The sequence below is a fragment of the Rhodococcus sp. H-CA8f genome (assembly GCF_002501585.1).
Lineage (GTDB): Bacteria > Actinomycetota > Actinomycetes > Mycobacteriales > Mycobacteriaceae > Rhodococcus_F > Rhodococcus_F erythropolis.
Window position 1 is genome coordinate 2036849 of the sequence record NZ_CP023720.1, and the last position, 18678, is coordinate 2055526.

Annotated in this window: 15 protein-coding genes; 8 read left to right on the plus strand and 7 right to left on the minus strand. The window is 63.8% G+C overall.

What is annotated here, in order from left to right; translation table 11 throughout:
* Positions 1-9 precede the first annotated feature (9 nt).
* Positions 10-837, minus strand: a complete 828-nt coding sequence (locus CPI83_RS09785; RefSeq protein ID WP_020908425.1) for a carbon-nitrogen hydrolase family protein — start codon at positions 835-837, stop codon at positions 10-12.
* A 102-nt stretch (positions 838-939) separates the two neighbouring features.
* Between CPI83_RS09785 and CPI83_RS09790 the strand changes: the two genes are divergently transcribed.
* Positions 940-2715: a DEAD/DEAH box helicase gene (locus CPI83_RS09790; RefSeq protein ID WP_003945121.1), complete on the plus strand. Its 1776-nt coding sequence runs from the start codon at positions 940-942 to the stop codon at positions 2713-2715.
* Positions 2716-2817: 102 nt separating this feature from the next.
* Here the strand turns inward: CPI83_RS09790 and CPI83_RS09795 are convergent, their stop codons facing one another.
* From CPI83_RS09795 to CPI83_RS09810, 4 genes are all read right to left on the minus strand, one after another.
* Positions 2818-4716, minus strand: coding sequence for an ABC transporter ATP-binding protein (locus CPI83_RS09795; RefSeq protein ID WP_097388162.1), 1899 nt, complete (start codon positions 4714-4716; stop codon positions 2818-2820).
* A gap of 92 nt (positions 4717-4808) precedes the next feature.
* Positions 4809-5399 (minus strand): hypothetical protein, encoded by a 591-nt coding sequence (locus CPI83_RS09800; RefSeq protein WP_019749302.1) that lies wholly within the window; start codon positions 5397-5399, stop codon positions 4809-4811.
* A gap of 56 nt (positions 5400-5455) precedes the next feature.
* Positions 5456-5866: a YchJ family metal-binding protein gene (locus CPI83_RS09805; protein ID WP_097387145.1), complete on the minus strand. Its 411-nt coding sequence runs from the start codon at positions 5864-5866 to the stop codon at positions 5456-5458.
* 22 nt (positions 5867-5888) lie between these two features.
* Positions 5889-7451, minus strand: coding sequence for a long-chain-fatty-acid--CoA ligase (locus CPI83_RS09810; RefSeq protein WP_019749300.1), 1563 nt, complete (start codon positions 7449-7451; stop codon positions 5889-5891).
* Between the two features lie 260 nt (positions 7452-7711).
* On the opposite strand from CPI83_RS09810, the gene CPI83_RS09815 reads away from it, so the two are divergent.
* The 5 genes from CPI83_RS09815 to CPI83_RS09835 all read left to right on the plus strand — a co-directional run bounded on the left by CPI83_RS09815 (position 7712) and on the right by CPI83_RS09835 (position 13960).
* The gene (locus CPI83_RS09815) at positions 7712-8485 is read left to right on the plus strand and encodes an ABC transporter ATP-binding protein (RefSeq protein ID WP_003945134.1); all 774 of its coding nucleotides are present in this window, start codon (positions 7712-7714) and stop codon (positions 8483-8485) included.
* A gap of 4 nt (positions 8486-8489) precedes the next feature.
* Positions 8490-11024: an FtsX-like permease family protein gene (locus tag CPI83_RS09820; protein WP_060939479.1), complete on the plus strand. Its 2535-nt coding sequence runs from the start codon at positions 8490-8492 to the stop codon at positions 11022-11024.
* A gap of 67 nt (positions 11025-11091) precedes the next feature.
* Complete coding sequence (locus tag CPI83_RS09825; RefSeq protein WP_020970172.1) at positions 11092-11538, plus strand: hypothetical protein; 447 nt, start codon at positions 11092-11094, stop codon at positions 11536-11538.
* Between the two features lie 107 nt (positions 11539-11645).
* Positions 11646-12821 (plus strand): acyl-CoA dehydrogenase family protein, encoded by a 1176-nt coding sequence (locus CPI83_RS09830; RefSeq protein ID WP_007736177.1) that lies wholly within the window; start codon positions 11646-11648, stop codon positions 12819-12821.
* A gap of 8 nt (positions 12822-12829) precedes the next feature.
* Positions 12830-13960 (plus strand): acyl-CoA dehydrogenase family protein, encoded by a 1131-nt coding sequence (locus CPI83_RS09835; RefSeq protein ID WP_097387146.1) that lies wholly within the window; start codon positions 12830-12832, stop codon positions 13958-13960.
* Positions 13961-14018: 58 nt separating this feature from the next.
* On the opposite strand, the gene CPI83_RS09840 is transcribed toward CPI83_RS09835, so the two are convergent.
* On the minus strand, positions 14019-15365 hold the full coding sequence (locus tag CPI83_RS09840; RefSeq protein ID WP_070384943.1) for a DUF5691 domain-containing protein: 1347 nt from the start codon (positions 15363-15365) through the stop codon (positions 14019-14021).
* 104 nt (positions 15366-15469) lie between these two features.
* Between CPI83_RS09840 and CPI83_RS09845 the strand changes: the two genes are divergently transcribed.
* The gene (locus CPI83_RS09845; RefSeq protein WP_051636484.1) at positions 15470-16699 is read left to right on the plus strand and encodes a hypothetical protein; all 1230 of its coding nucleotides are present in this window, start codon (positions 15470-15472) and stop codon (positions 16697-16699) included.
* Positions 16700-16835: 136 nt separating this feature from the next.
* Positions 16836-17606: a hypothetical protein gene (locus tag CPI83_RS09850; RefSeq protein WP_019749294.1), complete on the plus strand. Its 771-nt coding sequence runs from the start codon at positions 16836-16838 to the stop codon at positions 17604-17606.
* A 2-nt stretch (positions 17607-17608) separates the two neighbouring features.
* On the opposite strand, the gene CPI83_RS09855 is transcribed toward CPI83_RS09850, so the two are convergent.
* The gene (locus CPI83_RS09855) at positions 17609-18556 is read right to left on the minus strand and encodes an aldo/keto reductase (RefSeq protein WP_007732210.1); all 948 of its coding nucleotides are present in this window, start codon (positions 18554-18556) and stop codon (positions 17609-17611) included.
* Positions 18557-18678: the final 122 nt, after the last annotated feature.

The window sequence follows — 18678 nt, forward strand, 5'->3', positions numbered from 1 at the left end:
CGCTGCAGGTCACCGCGACGAGACTGTGAACCTCCGCAGCGCGAGAGCGGGATTCTTCTCGCGTACTTCGGCGATGCGAGCGGCCGAAACAGTCGCGGCGGCAACCCCGACCTGCTCGCCCAGTGAACACATCACGACGCCCATCGGGTCGACGATCATGCTGGCACCCGCGCCGCCGCGCGCGCTCTGGTCAGCCGCTGCGATGTACATCGTGTTCTCGATGGCCCGGGCGCGTACGAGAGTGGTCCAGTGGTCTTCCTTGAGTGGCCCGGGCACCCACTGGGCGGGCAGGAGCAGGATGTCCGCGCCGACGTCGACGATGCGCCGGGTGACTTCCGGGAAGCGCAGGTCGTAGCAGGTCTGGAGGCCGAAGGTCAGGCCGTCGCACCCGAATGTCTGCGGTTCCGTGATGTCGCCGGCACGGATCACGGCCGACTCCTGGTAACCGAATGCGTCGTAGAGATGCAGCTTCCGGTAGGTCGCCACCAGTTCGCCGTTCGGGTCCATCGCGACGAGGGTGTTGGAGATTCTGCTCACGTCGTCGATCCGCTCGTTCATTCCCGCTACGAGGAAGATTCCGAACTCCGCGGCGACCGCCGCCAGTGCCGAACCGAATTCGCCGTCCAGGTCCTCCGCGGACTCGATCAGTCGTTCATCCGTCTTCGGTGCGGTGAACATCGAGTATTCCGGCGCCACGACAACTTTCGCGCCCCGTGCTGCTGCATCGGAAGCCAGTGATCGCAGTGATTCGAGGTTGGCTTTCTTGTCCGTCCCCGGGGCGAATTGGGCAATCGCGACAACGGTCTGGGCGGGGGTGGCAACGGTGGCTTCGGTCATGCTCCATACGCTAGGCGAAACCCGCTGGGAGGGTGGATCTGTCGTAAATGCACCCCCGGTATGTCGTCGTGTCTATACTCTATCCGCTAAACTGCTGGTCAAATGAGTGATATTGAGCGTGACCCCGAACCCCCAACATTTGCCGACCTCGACATCGATGATCGGGTACTGAAGGCACTGTCAGACGTGGGCTACGAGTCGCCCTCGCCCATTCAGGCTGCCACCATTCCGCCGCTGCTCGAAGGCAAGGACGTCGTCGGTCTCGCACAGACCGGTACCGGCAAGACCGCAGCTTTCGCAGTTCCAGTCCTGTCGCGGATCGACACGTCGATCAAGCAGACCCAGGCGCTGGTGCTTGCTCCCACGCGTGAGCTGGCGCTTCAGGTTGCCGAGGCATTCGGCAAGTACTCCGCGCACATCCCCGGACTCAACGTGCTGCCGATCTACGGTGGCCAGAGCTACGGCGTCCAGCTGTCGGGCCTGCGCCGCGGCGCACACGTCGTCGTCGGTACCCCGGGTCGTGTCATCGACCATCTCGAAAAGGGCACCCTGGATCTGACCAATCTCAAGTACCTCGTTCTCGACGAGGCCGACGAGATGCTCAAGATGGGGTTCCAGGAGGACGTCGAGCGCATCCTCCGCGACACCCCCGGCGACAAGCAGGTCGCCCTGTTCTCCGCAACGATGCCCGGCTCGATTCGCCGGATCTCGAAGCAGTACCTGAACAATCCGGTCGAGATCACCGTCAAGTCCAAGACGTCGACCGCTTCGAACATCACGCAGCGCTACATTCAGGTTGCTCATCAGCGCAAGCTCGATGCACTGACCCGAGTCCTCGAGGTCGAGGCATTCGAGGCGATGATCATCTTCGTCCGTACCAAGCAGGCCACCGAAGACCTGGCGGAGAAGCTGCGGGCCCGCGGGCACTCGGCTGCCGCGATCAACGGCGACATCGTCCAGGCACAGCGTGAGCGGACCATCGGTCAGCTCAAGAACGGCGCCCTCGACATCCTTGTCGCGACCGACGTTGCCGCTCGAGGCCTCGACGTCGATCGAATCTCCCACGTCGTCAACTACGACATCCCGCATGACACGGAGTCGTACGTTCACCGCATCGGTCGTACCGGCCGCGCCGGTCGTCAGGGTGACGCGTTGCTGTTCGTCGCTCCGCGTGAGCGTCATCTGCTCAAGTCCATCGAGAAGGCGACGCGTCAGCCGCTTGCGGAGATGCAGCTTCCCAGTGTCGACGACGTCAACGCCCAGCGCGTGGCCAAGTTCGGTGACTCCATCACCGAGAGCCTGGCCTCGGAGAATCTCGCGATGTTCCGCAAGATGATCGAGGACTACGACCAGGAACACGATGTTCCGCTCATCGACATCGCTGCCGCTCTGGCATTGCAGTCGCGCGACGGCGAAGCATTCTTGCTTTCTCCCGAGCCGCCGGCACCGCCGCGTCGTGAGCGCGAGCCGCGTGAACCGCGTCCCCCTCGTCGTTTCGACGACGGCCCGGCTCCTCGCTCGCGTGGACCCGAGGGCCAGGAGTTGGCTGCATACCGCATTGCAGTCGGCAAGCGTCACCGCGTCGTTCCGGGTGCCATCGTCGGTGCCATCGCCAACGAGGGTGGACTTCGTCGAAGCGACTTCGGGCACATCAGCATTCGCCCGGATCACAGCATCGTCGAGCTGCCGGCCGACCTCTCCAACGAGACTCTCGAAGCTTTGCGTCGCACACGCATCTCCGGCGTCCTGATCCAGCTGCAGCCTGATTTCGGCCCGCCGCAGGGACGTCCGAGTGGCCGTGGCGACCGTGGTGGCCGGGACGATCGCGGTGGACGTGACGACCGCCGCGGTGGCGGACGCGATCGCTACAACGACTGACCTACAGCTTCAACGACTGACATAAAGACTGAAACAGGCGCTGCCCTCCGCGAGGAGGACAGCGCCTGTTTTCTGTGTGTGGGGGCAAGGCGCTGCGCGGTATCAGATCGGCGTCGGTGCGAGGGCGCCGTTCTTCCGGGCGTTGGTGTCGAACTGCGTGCGGTACAACTCGGCGTAGCGGCCACCGCGCGCGAGCAGTTCCTCATGGTTGCCGCGCTCGACGATCTGGCCTGCTTCGACGACAAGGATCAGGTCGGCGGAACGGATCGTCGACAACCGGTGAGCGATCACCACCGCAGTCCGCCCGGCGAGTGCTTCGCCGAGTGCTTCCTGAACCGCGGCTTCCGACGTCGAGTCGAGATGCGCGGTGGCCTCGTCCAGGATGACGACGCGAGGCTGGGCCAGGAGCAGTCGTGCGATGGTCAGGCGTTGACGCTCGCCGCCCGAGAGGCGGTAACCGCGTTCACCCACCACGGTCTCCAGTCCGTCGGGCAGCGACGCAACCAGGTCGGTGAGCCGTGCTCGCTCCAGAACTTCGCGCAGATCTTCTTCGGTGGCATCCGGTCGCGCAAGGAGCAGGTTGGATCGAAGGCTCTCGTGGAACAGGTGCCCGTCCTGCGTGACCATGCCGACGGTCTCGCGGATGGAATCGGCACTGAGGTCGCGGACGTCGACGCCGCCCAACTCGACCGAACCGGAGTCGATGTCGTAGAGGCGCGGAATCATCTGCGCCACGGTCGACTTTCCGGCGCCGGACGTGCCGACCAGGGCGACCATCTGCCCTGCTTCCGTGCGGAAAGACAGGTCGTGCAACACGTCCTCGCCGCCGCGGGTGTCGAGGATCGCGACTTCCTCCAGAGAAGCTAGTGACACCTTGTCGGCAGACGGGTAAGCAAAAGTGACGTTCTTGAACTCGACGGACACCGGGCCCTGCGGCACCGTGCGTGCATCGGGCTTCTCGGTGATGAGCGGCGCCAGATCGAGAATCTCGAATACCCGCTCGAAGCTGACCAGGGCGCTCATGACATCGACCCGGGCGCTGGCCAGTGCGGTCAACGGCGAGTACAGCCGCGTCAACAACAATGCCATCGCCACGACGGCGCCTGCGTCCAACTGTCCGCGCAGCGCGTAGAAGCCGCCGAGTCCGTAGACGAGGGCAAGAGCAAGGGCCGAGACCAGCGTCAGCGCTGTGACGAAGACTGACTGCAGCATTGCGGTCCGGACTCCGATGTTGCGCACACGCCTGGCGCGAACCGCGAACTCCGCCGACTCTTGCGACGGGCGGCCGAACAGCTTGACCAGAGTCGCGCCGGGAGCGGAGAACCGCTCCGTCATCTGGGTGCTCATGAGCGAATTATGGTTGGCTGCTTCACGATTGAGTGCTGCAAGTCTTGCGCCCATGCGCCGTGCGGGGATGACGAAGATCGGGAGAAGTAGCAGCGCGAGGACGGTGATCTGCCAGGAGATCCCGAGCATGACGATCAGCGTGATCACCAGGGTGACCAGGTTGCTGACCACTCCGGACAAGGTGTCGCTGAAGGCGCGCTGAGCGCCGATGACGTCGTTGTTGAGACGGCTGACCAGTGCTCCGGTTCGAGTTCTGGTGAAGAACGCGATGGGCATCTTCTGGACGTGATCGAAGACGGTGGTGCGCAGATGCAGGATCAGGTCTTCGCCGATGCTGGCCGAGAGCCACCGGGTCAACAGTCCCAGAGCGGCTTCGAGAAGTGCTACCAGTGCGATCAGGGCGGCAAGTTTGACGACCACGTCGACGGCGTCGCCGCCGACTATCGCGTTGACCACGCGCCCGGCCAGGACGGGTGTTGCCACGGCAAGCGCAGCAGTGACAACACTGAGTACGAGGTACCAGCTGAGGTTGCGTTTCTGTGGAACTGCGAACGTCGCGATCCGCTTCAGTGTCGCCTTCGAGAACGGGCGCCGATCTTCTTGCGCGTGCATCGCGTTGTACATCGCGTTCCACGCGGTGACTTCCATACTCATGACTTCGCCCCTCCGGTCGCCGGCCACGAAGATTACGTGGCCGGTACGACACGAAGGTAGAACCTCAACCAAACTTCAGGTCAAGTGCGGCCTCAGCGGGCCACGTCGACCACCACGCGCGGAGGGTCGCTGAGCGTCGTGACCGTGAACGGCTGCTTTTCGGTCACGCCGATGAACGACTGCGTGACTCCCTCGAAGACGTTGGACCCGTTGACCTCGGTCACGACTCCGCCGACACCGGGGACCGGGTTGGGGCCGGAGTACTGCTCGACTCCGCTGTCGAAGGGATAGGCGGAACCGTCGATCAGGACCTGGATCACTGCGGCACCCTTGATGTCCACGGGCTTACCGCTGCCTTCCTGCGTCGCCGCGTCGACGTACTTGACGCGCCATCCGGGTGTGCCGGTTCCGCCCATTTCGTAGACGACACGATCGAATCCGTCGTGCTCGCCCACTCGGATGTCGACGACGGTGAGCTTGGATTCGGTGCCCGCAGCCGACGTCTTGTCGGAGCTGTCCGTCGGGACTGGTTCTGTGGTCGACGCTGCTGCACTCGAGGTCGAGGTGACGGCCGAGGTGGCTGCCGTGGGAGTGGTCTCCGCGTCCTGCGAACAGGCAGTCAGGCTCACGCCCACTGCGATGGCAGCGACAGCGGCAAATGATCTCGTCCGGTTCGTTGTCATGACTCGATCGTAGGGCTCGTGTTATCGGGATCCGCGGCGGCGGTGCCCGGAGTTACCTAACCGATATCGCCGTCGACGTAGAGCCACTTACCCTCTGTTCGCGCAAATTGACTGCGTTCGTGGAGCATTCCCCGCTCGCGCCCGAATGTGTAGTGAGCGCGAAATTCCACGACGCCGTCGGAATCGAACAGCCCGCCCCGTTCGGTGTCCAGGATCTCCAACCGGAGCCATGTCTGGTCGGGGTCGAGATCGAGTTCGGTGGGGCGATGGGCGGGATGCCAAGTCTGCGTGAGATATTCGTCGTTCATCACAGCGAAGGCCGTGTAACGCGAACGCATCAGGGTTTCGGCAGTCGGTGCGTGCGCTTCACCGCTGATGTACTTTCCGCAGCATTCGGCCAACGCGTTGCCGCTGCCGCACGGGCACGGATCGGTCGGATTGGGTGTGGTGGGGCGGCGCGAAGTCACCGCCCCATTACAGCACGCGAACTCAGACCAGTTTGTGTTCGCGGTTGTCCCAGTACGGTTTGCGGAGGTCGCGCTTGAGGATCTTTCCGGTGGGATTGCGGGGAAGGATCTCGACGACGTCGATACTGGTCGGGCACTTGAACTTTGCGAGGCGTTCCTGTGTATAGGTGATCAGTTCGGCTTCGTCGATCTGCGCTTCGGCAGTGAGAACCACGACTGCCTTGACGGTTTCACCCCAACGGTCGTCGGGAACGCCGATGACCGCGACCTCGGCGATTGCCGGATGCTCCACCAGTACTCGTTCGATCTCGGGGGAGTAGACGTTCTCGCCGCCGGTGATGATCATGTCCTTGAGGCGGTCCTCGATGAAGACGAAGCCGTCGGAGTCGGCGCGGCCCATGTCGCCGCTACGCAGCCACCCATCTGCGGTAATCGTTTCGGCCGTCGCCTCGGGCTTGCCCAGGTATCCGGGAGTGCACTGTTCGGATCGCCACCACAGTTCGCCGGTCGTTCCGGTGGGCACGTCCTCGAGCGTGACGGGGTCCACCACACGCATCTCGACGCCTGGGATCGCCGTGCCTGCTGATGCCATGCGCTCGACCTGCGACTCGTCGCGGTGAACGTCCGGCATCAACGCGGTAATGACACCTGCCATTTCGGTCATGCCGTAGACCTGGACGAATTCGGTGTCCGGCCAAGCCGCGAGTGCTGCTCGCAACAACGGAAGGGGCATGGGGGCGGCGCCGTAGGTAATGCGTTTGAATGCCTTGAAGGCGGCGACGGCCTGCTCGCCTGCGGCCAGGACTCCGGCAATGACCGGTGGGACGAGAAAGGCGATGTTGGCTCCGGCGGCGAGACCGGCGAAGATCGACGGTCCGTCGGCTTCTCTCGTGAAGTAACAGCGCCCACCCGTGTGAATTGCCATGATGGCGTAGCACGTTCCGCCGACGTGAAACATCGGCATCGCGATCAAGAATCGGTGATCCTCGTGGGCCGGCAGGATTTCGAGCACATTGTTGCTGTGCGCGAACAGGTTTCGATGCGTGAGCTGTACGCCTTTGGGCCGACCGGTCGTCCCGGAACTGTAGAGAACCAGAGCGGTGGCATCGGGGCTCACCTCGGGGCGGGAGTGCAGCGGTGCGACCTCGTCGATCCACGGTTCGAACTCGTCGTGTTCCCCGCCGACGGCGAAGATCGATTCGACGGCCGTCAAGCGGTCGCGCATGGCGACGATCTGGGGGAGTAGTTCGCTGCCGACAAACAGAATGCGAGCGCCACAGTCCGCGAGGACGTAATCCAGCTCTTCGCCCGAAAGTCGCCAGTTGGGAATGACATTCGCGGCGCCGAGCAGTGAGGCGGCGTAGGTGACTTCGAGGCAGGACAGATGATTCTTGTCGACGAACGCGACAGTGTCGCCGGCGCCGATGCCGGATTCGGCGAGGGCGGCGGCGATACGCAAGATGCGGTCTCGCCACTGGGCCCACGTGTATTCGGTCCCTTGGAAGGTCATCGCTGCTTGATCAGGCTTGACCGTCGCCCAGTGCTCTAGCCGATCGAAAATGATTCCAGCGGTGGCGTCGGACATTCGGCCGCCTCTCTCGTGTGATTGGTGTCACAAGGTTAATGTGCGCCCGGTCTTCGTATCGCTGTTTCTCGTCAATGCGCACAAGCAGAAAGAGCACATTCCCGCGACCCTGACCGGCTCGGCTGCAGATATCAGGGTGGTCCCCGATGGCGAGCGCGCCCGACACCCGACAGGATGGAACCAACCATTGCGGGCGTCCGTGTTTTCACGGGCGCCCGTCACGCCCACAAGTAGTACCGAAGTGAACAGGAAAGGCGATCATGAGTTCGCACGCCCAGGATGTCGCGGCCCGCGCAGTCGGCCTGTCCAAGACCTACGGCACCGGAGATACCCAGGTGCACGCACTCAGTTCGGTGTCCGCAGATTTCGCCCGCGGTGAGTTCACGGCGATCATGGGGCCGTCCGGTTCCGGTAAGTCGACGCTGATGCATTGCCTCGCCGGTCTGGATTCCGCAAGTTCGGGTTCCGTTCTCATCGGCGACACGGAACTCACGACGCTTTCCGACAAACAGATGACCCAATTGCGACGCGATCGCATCGGTTTCGTTTTCCAGGCGTTCAACCTGGTGCCGACGCTGACGGCGCTCGAGAACATCACGTTGCCGCTCGACATCGCGGGACGCAAAGCGGACCCGACCTGGCTGAACAGCGTCCTGACCAAGCTGGGTCTCGGGGATCGCCTCGATCACCGGCCGGGAGAGCTCTCGGGTGGTCAGCAGCAGCGTGTGGCGTGTGCGCGTGCGCTGGCGGGTCAGCCGGAGATCATCTTCGGCGACGAGCCGACCGGAAACCTCGATTCGAAGTCCTCCGGGGAGGTGCTCTCGATCCTGCGGGCGGCCGTCGACGAGTTCAACCAGACCGTGGTGATCGTGACGCACGATCCGCGGGCAGCGGCGTATGCCGACCGGGTGGTGTTCCTCGCGGACGGCAAGATCGTCGACGAATTGCGCGAGCCTACGGCGGATTCGGTCCTCGACCGGATGAAGCGTCTGGACGCTCCGCAGGCGGTCGTGAACGTGGAAGCCGGGGCTTGAGCACATGGCTTCGGTAAGCAACTCGCCGATGCGCAAGGTTTCCCTGCGCAACTTGGCGGCACACAAGGTGCGACTTGCACTGACGGTTCTCTCCGTGGTGCTTGGTACGGCTTTTGTCGCGGGGTCGTTCGTTTTCACCGACACCCTCCAGAAGACTTTCGATTCGATCTTCGAGAACACCGCCCAGGGCGTCGACGTCCGGGTATCGATGGAAGAGCGCAACACCAGTGGCGTTCCGGTCGAGGATGTCGACAAACTTGCGGCGGTCGACGGCGTCCGAGCGGTAGCCCCGGCCGTCAGTGGACAGATCGTCCTGATCAACGCAGACGGCGGCGCCGTTCAGACCGGCGGCGCGCCGAGTATCGGGCAGTCCTACCTACCGCCGGGCCAGGCGATTGCCGAACCCGACACCTTCGTCGAGGGCGCGCCTCCGACGCAGACCGGTCAGGTCGCGCTGAACACCAGCGCCGCCGAGCGAGCCGGACTGAAGGTGGGGGACTCCGCCAAGGTTCTGGCACCGGCCCGCGGAATCGTGGACGTGACGTTGTCCGGCATCTACGAGGGGGCGGGCAGTGACACCGGCGGGTTCATCGGCGCGCTCTTTACCGACGAGCAGGCCCGTGGACTATTCACCGACGGCCAACATGTCGAGTACATCGACGTCGCGGGCGACGGGGTGTCGCAGACGGAACTGCAGCAACGCGTCGAGCAGGTTTTCCCCGATCTCAAGGTGCAGACCGGCGACCAGGTTCGTGAGGAGACCAAGGCCGAGGTCGACTCGGCGCTGAGCTTCATCAACTACTTCCTGTTGGCGTTCGGCGCGATTGCTCTGCTCGTCGGAACGTTCATCATCTACAACACCTTCTCGATGATCGTGGCGCAGCGTCTTCGTGAGCTGGCGCTGCTGCGTGCGATCGGTGCGAGCCGAGCGCAGGTCGGCCGTTCGGTGGTCACCGAGGCGCTCGTGGTCGGACTCATCGGCAGCATCATCGGTCTGCTCGGCGGTATCGGTCTCGCCTACGGATTGCGCAGTCTGCTCAACACATTCGACGTCGGTCTGCCGGAAGGCCCGCTCCAGGTGGGTGCCCGCACGATCATCGTCGCGTTGGTGGTCGGCGTCGTCGTCACGACGCTCAGCGCTTACGCCCCGGCTCGTCGTGCGTCGAAGATCCCGCCGGTAGCGGCCATGCGTGAGGAGTTCGCCTCCACCGGTGACTCACTGCGAGTGCGGACGTTGATCGGTGCGATTCTCGGCGTGATCGGTGTGGCACTGCTCGTGTTCGGCTCTCGCGGTACCGGCGGCGGCGCGGCGCTGATCGTCGGGCTCGGTGCATTCTCGTTGATCATCGCGGTTCTTCTCGGGGCTCCGGCGCTGTCGCGGCCGATCGTCGGCGCGCTCGGTGCCGTGTTCGCCAAGCCGTTCGGCGCCATCGGGCGATTGGCTCGTACCAATGCGGTGCGTAATCCTCGCCGCACGGCCGCAACGGCATTCGCGCTGACTCTCGGTCTGATGCTGGTGACGGTCATCGGAGTGTTCGGTTCTTCGGCCAAGGCGAGCATCAATGCTCTTGTGGACGTGGGTGTCTCGGCCGACTACATCCTGACCGGTCCCAACGCGATCGGTGTGCCGCGAGGTGCGGCCGACGCGGTCCGGCAGGTACCCGACGTACAGAGCGCGACGTCCTTGCACGGGGTGCGCGCGAAGGTCGACGGTGAGGACGAGCAAGGCGCTTCGTTCGACGGACCGATCGAAGGTGTGCTCGAGTACAAGATCCTCGAGGGCACGGTCGATCTGACCGGCAACAACATGCTCGTCTCGAAGTCGACTGCGGATGACAAGGGCTGGACTGTCGGCTCGACGCAGACGTTGACCGGTCCTGGCGGCGTCGAGTACCAGACCGTTGTCGCGGGAGTGTTCGAGGACAACCAGCTGATCGGCTCGTGGATCGTCTCGGACGAGGCGTACCGGAAACTGATGCCGGCCGAGAGTCTCCCGGACTTCGTGGTGCTGGTGAAGGCGAAGCCTGGTGCGGATCTGACCATGCTGCGATCCGAGCTGGAAACGGCCACGGAGAAGTACGTCGTCGTCCAGGTGCAGGATCGTGAGGAGTTCAAGGGAACTCAGGGCCAGCAGATCAACACCTTGTTGGCGATCCTCTACGGACTGCTTGCACTCGCGGTCGTGATCGCAATCCTGGGCATCATCAACACCTTGGCACTGTCGGTGGTCGAGCGGCGACGAGAAATCGGAATGCTGCGAGCTGTCGGCATGCAGCGCGGACAGATGCGACGCACGATCTACCTCGAGTCGGTGCTCATCGCGGTGTACGGCGCGGCGGTCGGAGTTGTTCTCGGCATCGCGTTCGGTTGGGCCTTCGTGAGCACTCTCGCGGATCAGGGCCTCGACAAGATCACGATCCCGTGGGGTCAGGTGGTCGGAATGCTGATCGGCTCGGGTGTGGTCGGTGTCTTGGCGGCGCTGTGGCCGGCCAACCGAGCGGCCAAGACGAAGCCACTGGAGGCGATCGCAGACATGTAGGGCCTTCGGCCCCGTGCGCACTTTTGGTAGCGGAAGCAGCCGAAAGTGCGCACGGTACCGTTGCCACATGAGCACCCTTCAAGAAGTCGGCGAACGTGAATCCTGGCGCTGCTGGCTGTGTGACGAACCGGTCGATCCCGACATGTCCGTCAATGATCCGCGCGGCCCGAGCATCGACAGCATCAACACCGCAAAAAAGGGTGGCAAGACCAAAGGTGGCGTCGAACGCTTGGCGCACCGCGCATGCAACACCAAGAAGGGTGCGGTCAAACCTGTTGTGGAATGGCCGGATCGGCTGTTCGTCGTGGATCCCGCTCCGATCATCGGGGTCGTGGAGCAACTCGAGCGCAAGGGTGGCCGCGTCGCCGTCGCTCGCTGCCCCGGCAAGGACGACGCCCAGGAAGCGTCGGATTGGTTGATCGATCGGTTGTCACGTTTGGCTCCGTCGTTGAACGTGGAAACGAGCATCGACGCCGCGGGCGGGGGCTACCTGTTGGTCCTCAAAACCGTGTAGAAGGTCGGCCCTGAGTGCCGTCTTTCGCGGTACCTGTTCCGCCTCCATGGTCGTCGGGGTACGGTCGAACCGAACATGAATCCGGTTTCGAGTGCGAAGGAATCCCGATGAACCTGGCATTGACCGACGAGGAACTAGCGTTCCGCGACGAGATGCGGACGTTCTTCCGTACGCAAATCCCCGCGGACATCAGGGAGGCGTACGCCCACGGCGAGGAGTTGGGGCGCGACCGTATGGTCGAGGCGCAGCAGATCCTCAATGCTCACGGTCTGGCGGTACCGCACTGGCCGGTCGAGTGGGGCGGCAAGGACTGGACCCCGGTCCAGCACAACATCTGGCTCGACGAACTTCAGCTTGCGTCGGTCCCCGAACCGTTGGCGTTCAACGCCAACATGGTCGGTCCGGTCATCGCAGCCTTCGGCTCGCAGGAGCAGAAGGAGAAGTTCCTTCCCGCGACCGCGAACCTCGACATCTGGTGGTGCCAGGGATTCTCCGAACCCGAGGCCGGCTCCGACCTCGCTTCGCTCAAGACCCGCGCGGTCCGCGACGGCGACGACTGGGTCATCAACGGTCAGAAGACCTGGACGACGCTGGGACAGTACGCCGACTGGATCTTCTGCCTCGTGCGTACCAATCCCGATGCGCCGAAGCGCCAGGCAGGTATCTCGTTCATTCTGGTCGACCTGAAGACGCCTGGCGTCACGGTCCGCCCGATCAAGCTGATCGACGGCGGCTACGAGGTCAACGAAGTGTTCTTCGAGGACGTCCGCGTTCCGGGAGAGAACCTGGTCGGTGAAGAGAATCAGGGCTGGGGCTACGCCAAGTTCCTGCTCGGCAACGAGCGCACCGGTGTCACCCGCGTCGGTTTCTCGAAGGTTCGTCTGGCCCAGGCCAAGGCCCGCGCTGCCGAGGTCAAGGTCGGCAACGGGACCCTGCTCGAAGATCCGCTCTTCGCTGCTCGCCTCGCCGAACTCGAAAACGAATTGCTTGCCCTCGAGCTCACTCAGCTCCGGGTGGTCGCCAGTTCCGCTGACGGCCAGCCGAACCCGGCGTCGTCGCTGCTCAAGCTTCGTGGCTCCGAATTGCAGCAGGCGAGCGTCGAATTGTTGATGGACGTGGCCGGCCCTGATTCACTGCCGTACGACGCGGGCAGCGACATCGCCTCCGCGAGCTGGGCGCAGCACACTGCCCCGACGTACCTGAACTACCGCAAGGTATCCATCTACAGCGGATCGAGCGAAGTGCAGCGCAGCATCATCGCCTCCTCGATCCTCGGATTGTGAGGCGTGGCATGGACTTCGAACTGAACGACGAGCAGAAGCTTCTCCGCGACACCACCAAAGACCTCCTCGCGCGTAGCTACGACGCCGAGAAGCGCAACGCGATCATCGACTCCGATCCAGGGTGGAGCCCGCAGGTCTGGAAGCAGTTGGCCGAGGTCGGCTTGCTCGGCCTGACCTTCTCCGAGGACGACGGCGGCATGGACGCGGGCCCGGTGGAAATCGGTGCGGTCATGACCGAGATCGGTCGACGCTTGGCCCCCGAACCGTTACTCGACGCGGTCGTGACGCCGGGCGGGCTCATCTCCGAAGGAGGCAGCGCAGAGCAGCGCTCGTCGATTCTTCCCGGAGTGGCCGAGGGCACCACGTTCCTCGCGTTCGCCGATCAGGAACCAGGAATCCGTTGGCCGGCAACCGAACGGGCCACCGCGGCGGCGCAGGTCGACGGCGGCTGGACCATCACCGGTATCAAGAATCCCGTTGGCCACGGCGCGACTGCGGACATCCTCGTCGTGAGCGCTGCGCTCCCCGGCGGTGGCGTCGGACTGTTCCTCGTCAAGAGCGATGCCTCCGGCCTGGTACGCAAGTCCTACGCCACTCACGACGGGTTGCGTGGGGCGCAGATCGAGTTCACCGATACTCCAGCCGAAGCACTCGGTGAGGGCGGTGACGCTTCTGCTCTGATCCAGGCCGCACAGATCCGTGAGCAGGCCGCGCTGTGTGCCGAGGCTGTCGGAGCGATGGAAGAGGCGCTACGCCTGACCACCGAATACCTCAAGACGCGTAAGCAATTCGGAGTTCCGCTCGCGAAGTTCCAGACGCTGACGCACCGCGCCGCCGACCTGTACGTCTCGCTCGAGTTGGCACGCAGCATGAGTCTGTACGCAACGATGTCCCTTGCCGACGGCGTCGTGGATCCGGTGATCGCTTCGCGGGTGAAGTTGCAGATCGGGCGTTCGGCTCGGCTCATCGGCCAGGAAGCGATCCAGATGCACGGTGGCATCGGTATGACCGCGGAGTACCCGGTGGGTCACTACGTGAGCCGACTCGTCGCCATCGAGCGCACCCTCGGCAGCGCCGAAGATCACCTCCGGGTGTTGGCCGCCGGTGTGGCTGATCACGAGATGGTCAGCGTGGTCTGATCTTTCACGATCGACAGAGGGGCCGCATTCCGTTCGAGAGATGCGGCCCCTTCGTCGTTCAGTGGTGACTACGTAGAACGTCCAAGCGGAGTCGACGCTGCTCGATGTTGACGGCGCTGTCGGTGAATGCTTGTTGCCACCCGGGGTCACTCGTTCGTGCCGCCGCGTCCTGCAGAAGCGGTACGGCATCGAAAGGGAAGCGCGCCTGCACGCTTCGCAGAGTGGAAAAGTGACTGTGTCGCGAGTGAATGCCCAAGTCCTCACCCGTCGCAGCATGCTCCATCGCTTCGTTCTCCAAGGCGTTCAACAACTTTTCGGCGACGGCCAGGGGCCATGGACGGTCGATGCCGTCGAGTAGTGCGCTGCCGTCGACGCCCAGAAGGTATTCGTCCGCGTGGCCGGCAACGATGTATTCGACGCGCTCGCGTGGGTCTGCGATGGCGACGATTCTCCGGTCGGTCGTGCGCCCGTCCCGCTCCAGAAATGCCGACGCCCACGCTGTGTTCTTCTGAAGAACTGTTGCAGCAGTCCATGATTCGATCATCACGGTGCGCCATTGCTTCTCGATGGGGATGGTGAGGGCCTCGCGTGGCGAACCGGCCATCGATTCCCACAGCGTCAGTGGAGTGGCGGTCACGACTTGCCGTAACCACCAGCGCCGGATGCCTTTGTTCTTGTAGTGGACGTCTTCGATGCCGTCACGAAATGCGTGGTCGTCGAGCGAGCCTGGCAACCGGACGGCAAGGCGCGGTCGCAACGGCTTCGTCTCGAGCCGGACCCACGACTTAGCCCGAGTGACCATGCGAGAGGCAAAAGGAGATCGGGGGAGTTGCCGTAGTAGTTGAATTGCACGCTCACGAACCCGCACGGCTGGATCGTCGAGTGCACGCTCGAGGAGGGTGTGATCGTGTTCACCCAGTCCGACCTCGAGGTGATCGAGGAAGTGCAGGCGGTTTGCGGTGGGCTCGTCGTCCCAGGCGATCTCGAGCTCCTCGCTCGCCAGTTCCGGGTCGACCGTACGTATGTAATCGAACCAGGCCGTACGGTCGTTCGGATCGGGCGATAGCCACAGTTCGTCCCGGCGTGACCCGATCCGCCGCAATTGGGCCCAATCGGGATTCTGCTCCGCCAGGTACTGCCCGCGTCGACCGGCGAGGCGAAGGAGCGCCTCGCGGTGCTCGGGATACTTCAGCGCGGCTTCCATGAAGAGCGGAACACTGGCCGCGGGCGCGAGGAATCCGCGTTGGTCGGCCATCGCGAACCATTCCGCGAGAGTCCAGGAACGTACCTGCAACAACGACTGGAGTTGTTCGATCGCGAGATCGGGAAGTAGTGGTTGAACCGCTGGAGGAGTCCGCGGTGCGCGCGAGTGACCTGCTTGCGCGTCTGATCGCAGGGAGGTCACCCGCCTACGGTATGGCAGAGGTGCGTCGACTTCGGGAGCAGGGGTCGGGCGCGTGTCGGCAGATTCTGGAACAGTGGTAACCGGCACCCAGCAGGAGGCGTGAGATGACGGATGGCCGTGAGATGGCAGACGGAAATGGCGACGTCTTTGTCGTGGCGTCGGTGACCGAACGGCGAACGCTCATCTCCACCCGAGTCAGGGAGTGGTGTGCGGCGGGGACAGTCGAGTCGAACCGGCCGGAGTTGTCCGACGATGTCGCACTGCTGATCGCCGGCGGCTATGCGGACGAGTCGACGCGGTCGATCCTGGCGAACCGGCGCAGTGTCGGACGTTCGTTCCCGGAGATCGGCGGCTTTTCGGAGTTGAGGTATCTCACCGACGAGCTGGCCCGCACCAGGCGTCGACTGCTCGCGACACGCATCGGTCCCGTTCAGGTTGTCCTCGAACGGCGGGTGCAGACGCTGGACAAGCGCGTTCAGTCGATGCGATCGGCGATCGTGCATTCCAATCGTCATTTCGCGAGCAGCGTCCGTGCCATCCGCAAGGACCGCCGCGACGGTCTCCATCTCGACGTCGAGCAGCGCGAGGCTCTCTTTGCCGGGCTCACCTGCACGCCGGTTCCGGCCAAGCTGCCGGTGGGTCTCGGTGTCGTGGCCAGCAGTGGAAACGCAGCACTGGACAAACTCGCCGCCCAGTTCGGGAAGGTCCAGGGAACCGGTGTCATCGCCGATGCCGGAAGACGTATCGCGGAAGTCCTCGACGGACTGGTCGATTCCGAACCCGAAGGATGCGCCGGTGAGTACGACGCCCTGCTTTACCTCGCCGGGAATCTTTTCGACCGGATCGAGAGTTCCAGCGCGTGGCATTCCGATCACTTCGTCATTCAACGTAATCAACTGGACTTGGCAGACGAGATCACGCAGATCGCGGTCGATACCGTAGCGCTGCGTTCGATACTCGCAGAGCTGGACGACGCGGCTGCGCTGGCACGTGACGAGGGAACCCGAGCCGGGATCGCTTCGCGAAGGGAAGCGCTCGGCACGGTCTGGGACCAGCTGGTCGAGCGCGTCGCGGCGCTCGCGCGGATCGGTGACCTGGTCGCACGGGCCGAGGATCAGTTGAGTTCGCAGCGCGCGGTTGCGCATGCAGCGAGCCTCGACAGCCGGATCGACGACCTACTCGCGCGCTCTGGTTCACGTGAACTTTCGGCTGCCAACACGCACTACGTCGGGGATCAATTCGACGGTGTGGAAGAACTGATGTTCGCTCACCGGGCGGCGCTTTACGGGGACATTGCACTGCTGACCTCCGGGAACGAGCGTCGGGCGCCGTAGTCAGGCTGTCGCCGGAGCTGTAAGGTCGAAGGTACTGACCGGCCGCACGATCGAAGAACAGGCCGAGAATTCGCTCATTGCTCGACCCCGATGCCGATCCGGTGATGCGGGCGTACCCGCTCGAGACAGGTCGATCATGGAAGACACCGCAAGCCGCGGCATCAATGCGTTCATTTCCGAAGCTACGCAGCGTGGGGGCAAGGCTGTCCGCCTCACGCACTCACGTCGTAATCCCGTCGAGGTGACGGGCGCAGACGGCATCAGCCGAATCGTCCGAGTGCGTTCCAAGCTCGACGGTGACTGGCAGGCCAGGCGTCAGGACGAGTCGCTCGAGAGCGACGACACGCGCTCCGAGTTCTGGGTGTTCGTCGACCTGGCTGCAGACCCGCACGAGTTCTTCATGCTGCCCTCCAACGAGGTTGCGGACGACATCCGTGCCGAGGTCGACCTGTGGATCATGGACAGCCCCGGACGCAATCGCACCGGACATCACGCGATTCCGCGCGGACGCGTCGTGCACGGTCACGATCGTTGGGATGCGCTGGGCCTGGCCGCGGTCAAGGATCCGAGCATTTACGTGGAGGCCCCGGTTGCGACCAAGCGCAAGACGTCGCCGGTCGCCGCGAAGAAGCGTCGCGCCAGCGGTGTCGAGGAGATCGAAGTTGTCGACAATCGCCTCGAGATGACGGCTGATTGCCATGGATACCGCTGGGTCGGACGTTTCGACGAAAGCACCGAGGTCGTCGAGATCATGCGCGGACCGATGGAAGGCCGCCGATTCCCTGATCCGACCGCGGCCGCCAATGCCGTGACCGGTCACATTTCAGGCGACACCGAGAGCCATGACGGCTGGTCGTTCTGGACGATCAACAACACGGCCCTCGGCGCTCATCTCAAAACTGCTTGATTTCAGGCGCCGACTGCCGCCGACACCCGTTCGAGAGTGTCCAGTTCATTCGACGACAGCACCAGATTCGGGGCGTCCAGTAGCGCCGGGAGCTGCTCCGGCCGGCTGACGCTCGCGATCGGTGCGGTGATGCCAGGTCGAGTCAGCAGCCAGGCCAGCGCGACGGTCGAGATCTCGCTGTCGTGCGCCTGCGCGATTGTTGCCAGTTCCGCGACGACGTCGAGTCCGGCGTCGCTGAAGTATCCGGCGGTCAGTCGTTCGCGGGAGCTGCCTTCGATGTCCGCGCGGGTCTTGTACTTTCCGGTCAGGAAGCCGGAAGCGAGAGCGAAGTACGGGAAGACGCTGATGTTGTTGTCGGTGGCGATCTGCGCGAGTTCGGGTTCGTACGACTTGCGGTGCACCAGGTTGTAGTGCGGTTGCAGCGCGATGGGCGCGGCGTACCCGTTCTCCTCGGTGATCCGCAGCCACTCCCGGACGCGGTCGGGGCTGTAGTTGGAGATTCCGAGATAGCGAACCTTGCCCGCGACGACCAACGCATTGAAGGCTTCGAGAGTTTCCTCGAGCGGAGTCTGCGGGTCGTCGAAATGTGCGTAGTACAGATCGATGCAGTCCGTCTGCAGGCGCTGCAGCGACGCCTCAGCTGCGGCCGCGATGTTGTCGGCCTTCAGTCCCTTGAAATCGGGATGGCTACCCACCTTGGTGGCGACGACGATGTCGTTCTGCAGTCCCCGATCGGTGATCCATTTCCCGATGATCGTTTCGGATTCCCCGCCGGAATTGCCGGGAGCCGACGCCGTGTACGAGTCGGAAGTGTCGATGAAGTTTGCACCGGCTTCGGCGAACGAGTCGAGGATCTCGAAGGACGTCTTCTCGTCTGCCGTCCATCCGAAAGGGTTGCCGCCCAAGCTAAGTCGGAAGATGTCGAGGTCCGAATTTCCGATGATCGCCACTGTGTGGAACTCCCGTCGATGAAGGTGGTCGCTGCATCCCGCACCGTACCCTCTCACGGCGCTGACGATGGCGCGCCCTCGCCAGGTTCGCCGAAAAATGTATCGGATCGTGATTGCCGCCG

Coding starts and splice junctions, on each gene's coding strand:
- CPI83_RS09785 (WP_020908425.1), bottom strand. CDS start 837: ATGACCGAAGCCACCGTTGCCACCCCCGCCCAGACCGTTGTCGCGATT.
- CPI83_RS09790 (WP_003945121.1), top strand. CDS start 940: ATGAGTGATATTGAGCGTGACCCCGAACCCCCAACATTTGCCGACCTC.
- CPI83_RS09795 (WP_097388162.1), bottom strand. CDS start 4,716: ATGAGTATGGAAGTCACCGCGTGGAACGCGATGTACAACGCGATGCAC.
- CPI83_RS09800 (WP_019749302.1), bottom strand. CDS start 5,399: ATGACAACGAACCGGACGAGATCATTTGCCGCTGTCGCTGCCATCGCA.
- CPI83_RS09810 (WP_019749300.1), bottom strand. CDS start 7,451: ATGTCCGACGCCACCGCTGGAATCATTTTCGATCGGCTAGAGCACTGG.
- CPI83_RS09815 (WP_003945134.1), top strand. CDS start 7,712: ATGAGTTCGCACGCCCAGGATGTCGCGGCCCGCGCAGTCGGCCTGTCC.
- CPI83_RS09820 (WP_060939479.1), top strand. CDS start 8,490: ATGGCTTCGGTAAGCAACTCGCCGATGCGCAAGGTTTCCCTGCGCAAC.
- CPI83_RS09825 (WP_020970172.1), top strand. CDS start 11,092: ATGAGCACCCTTCAAGAAGTCGGCGAACGTGAATCCTGGCGCTGCTGG.
- CPI83_RS09830 (WP_007736177.1), top strand. CDS start 11,646: ATGAACCTGGCATTGACCGACGAGGAACTAGCGTTCCGCGACGAGATG.
- CPI83_RS09835 (WP_097387146.1), top strand. CDS start 12,830: ATGGACTTCGAACTGAACGACGAGCAGAAGCTTCTCCGCGACACCACC.
- CPI83_RS09845 (WP_051636484.1), top strand. CDS start 15,470: ATGACGGATGGCCGTGAGATGGCAGACGGAAATGGCGACGTCTTTGTC.
- CPI83_RS09850 (WP_019749294.1), top strand. CDS start 16,836: ATGGAAGACACCGCAAGCCGCGGCATCAATGCGTTCATTTCCGAAGCT.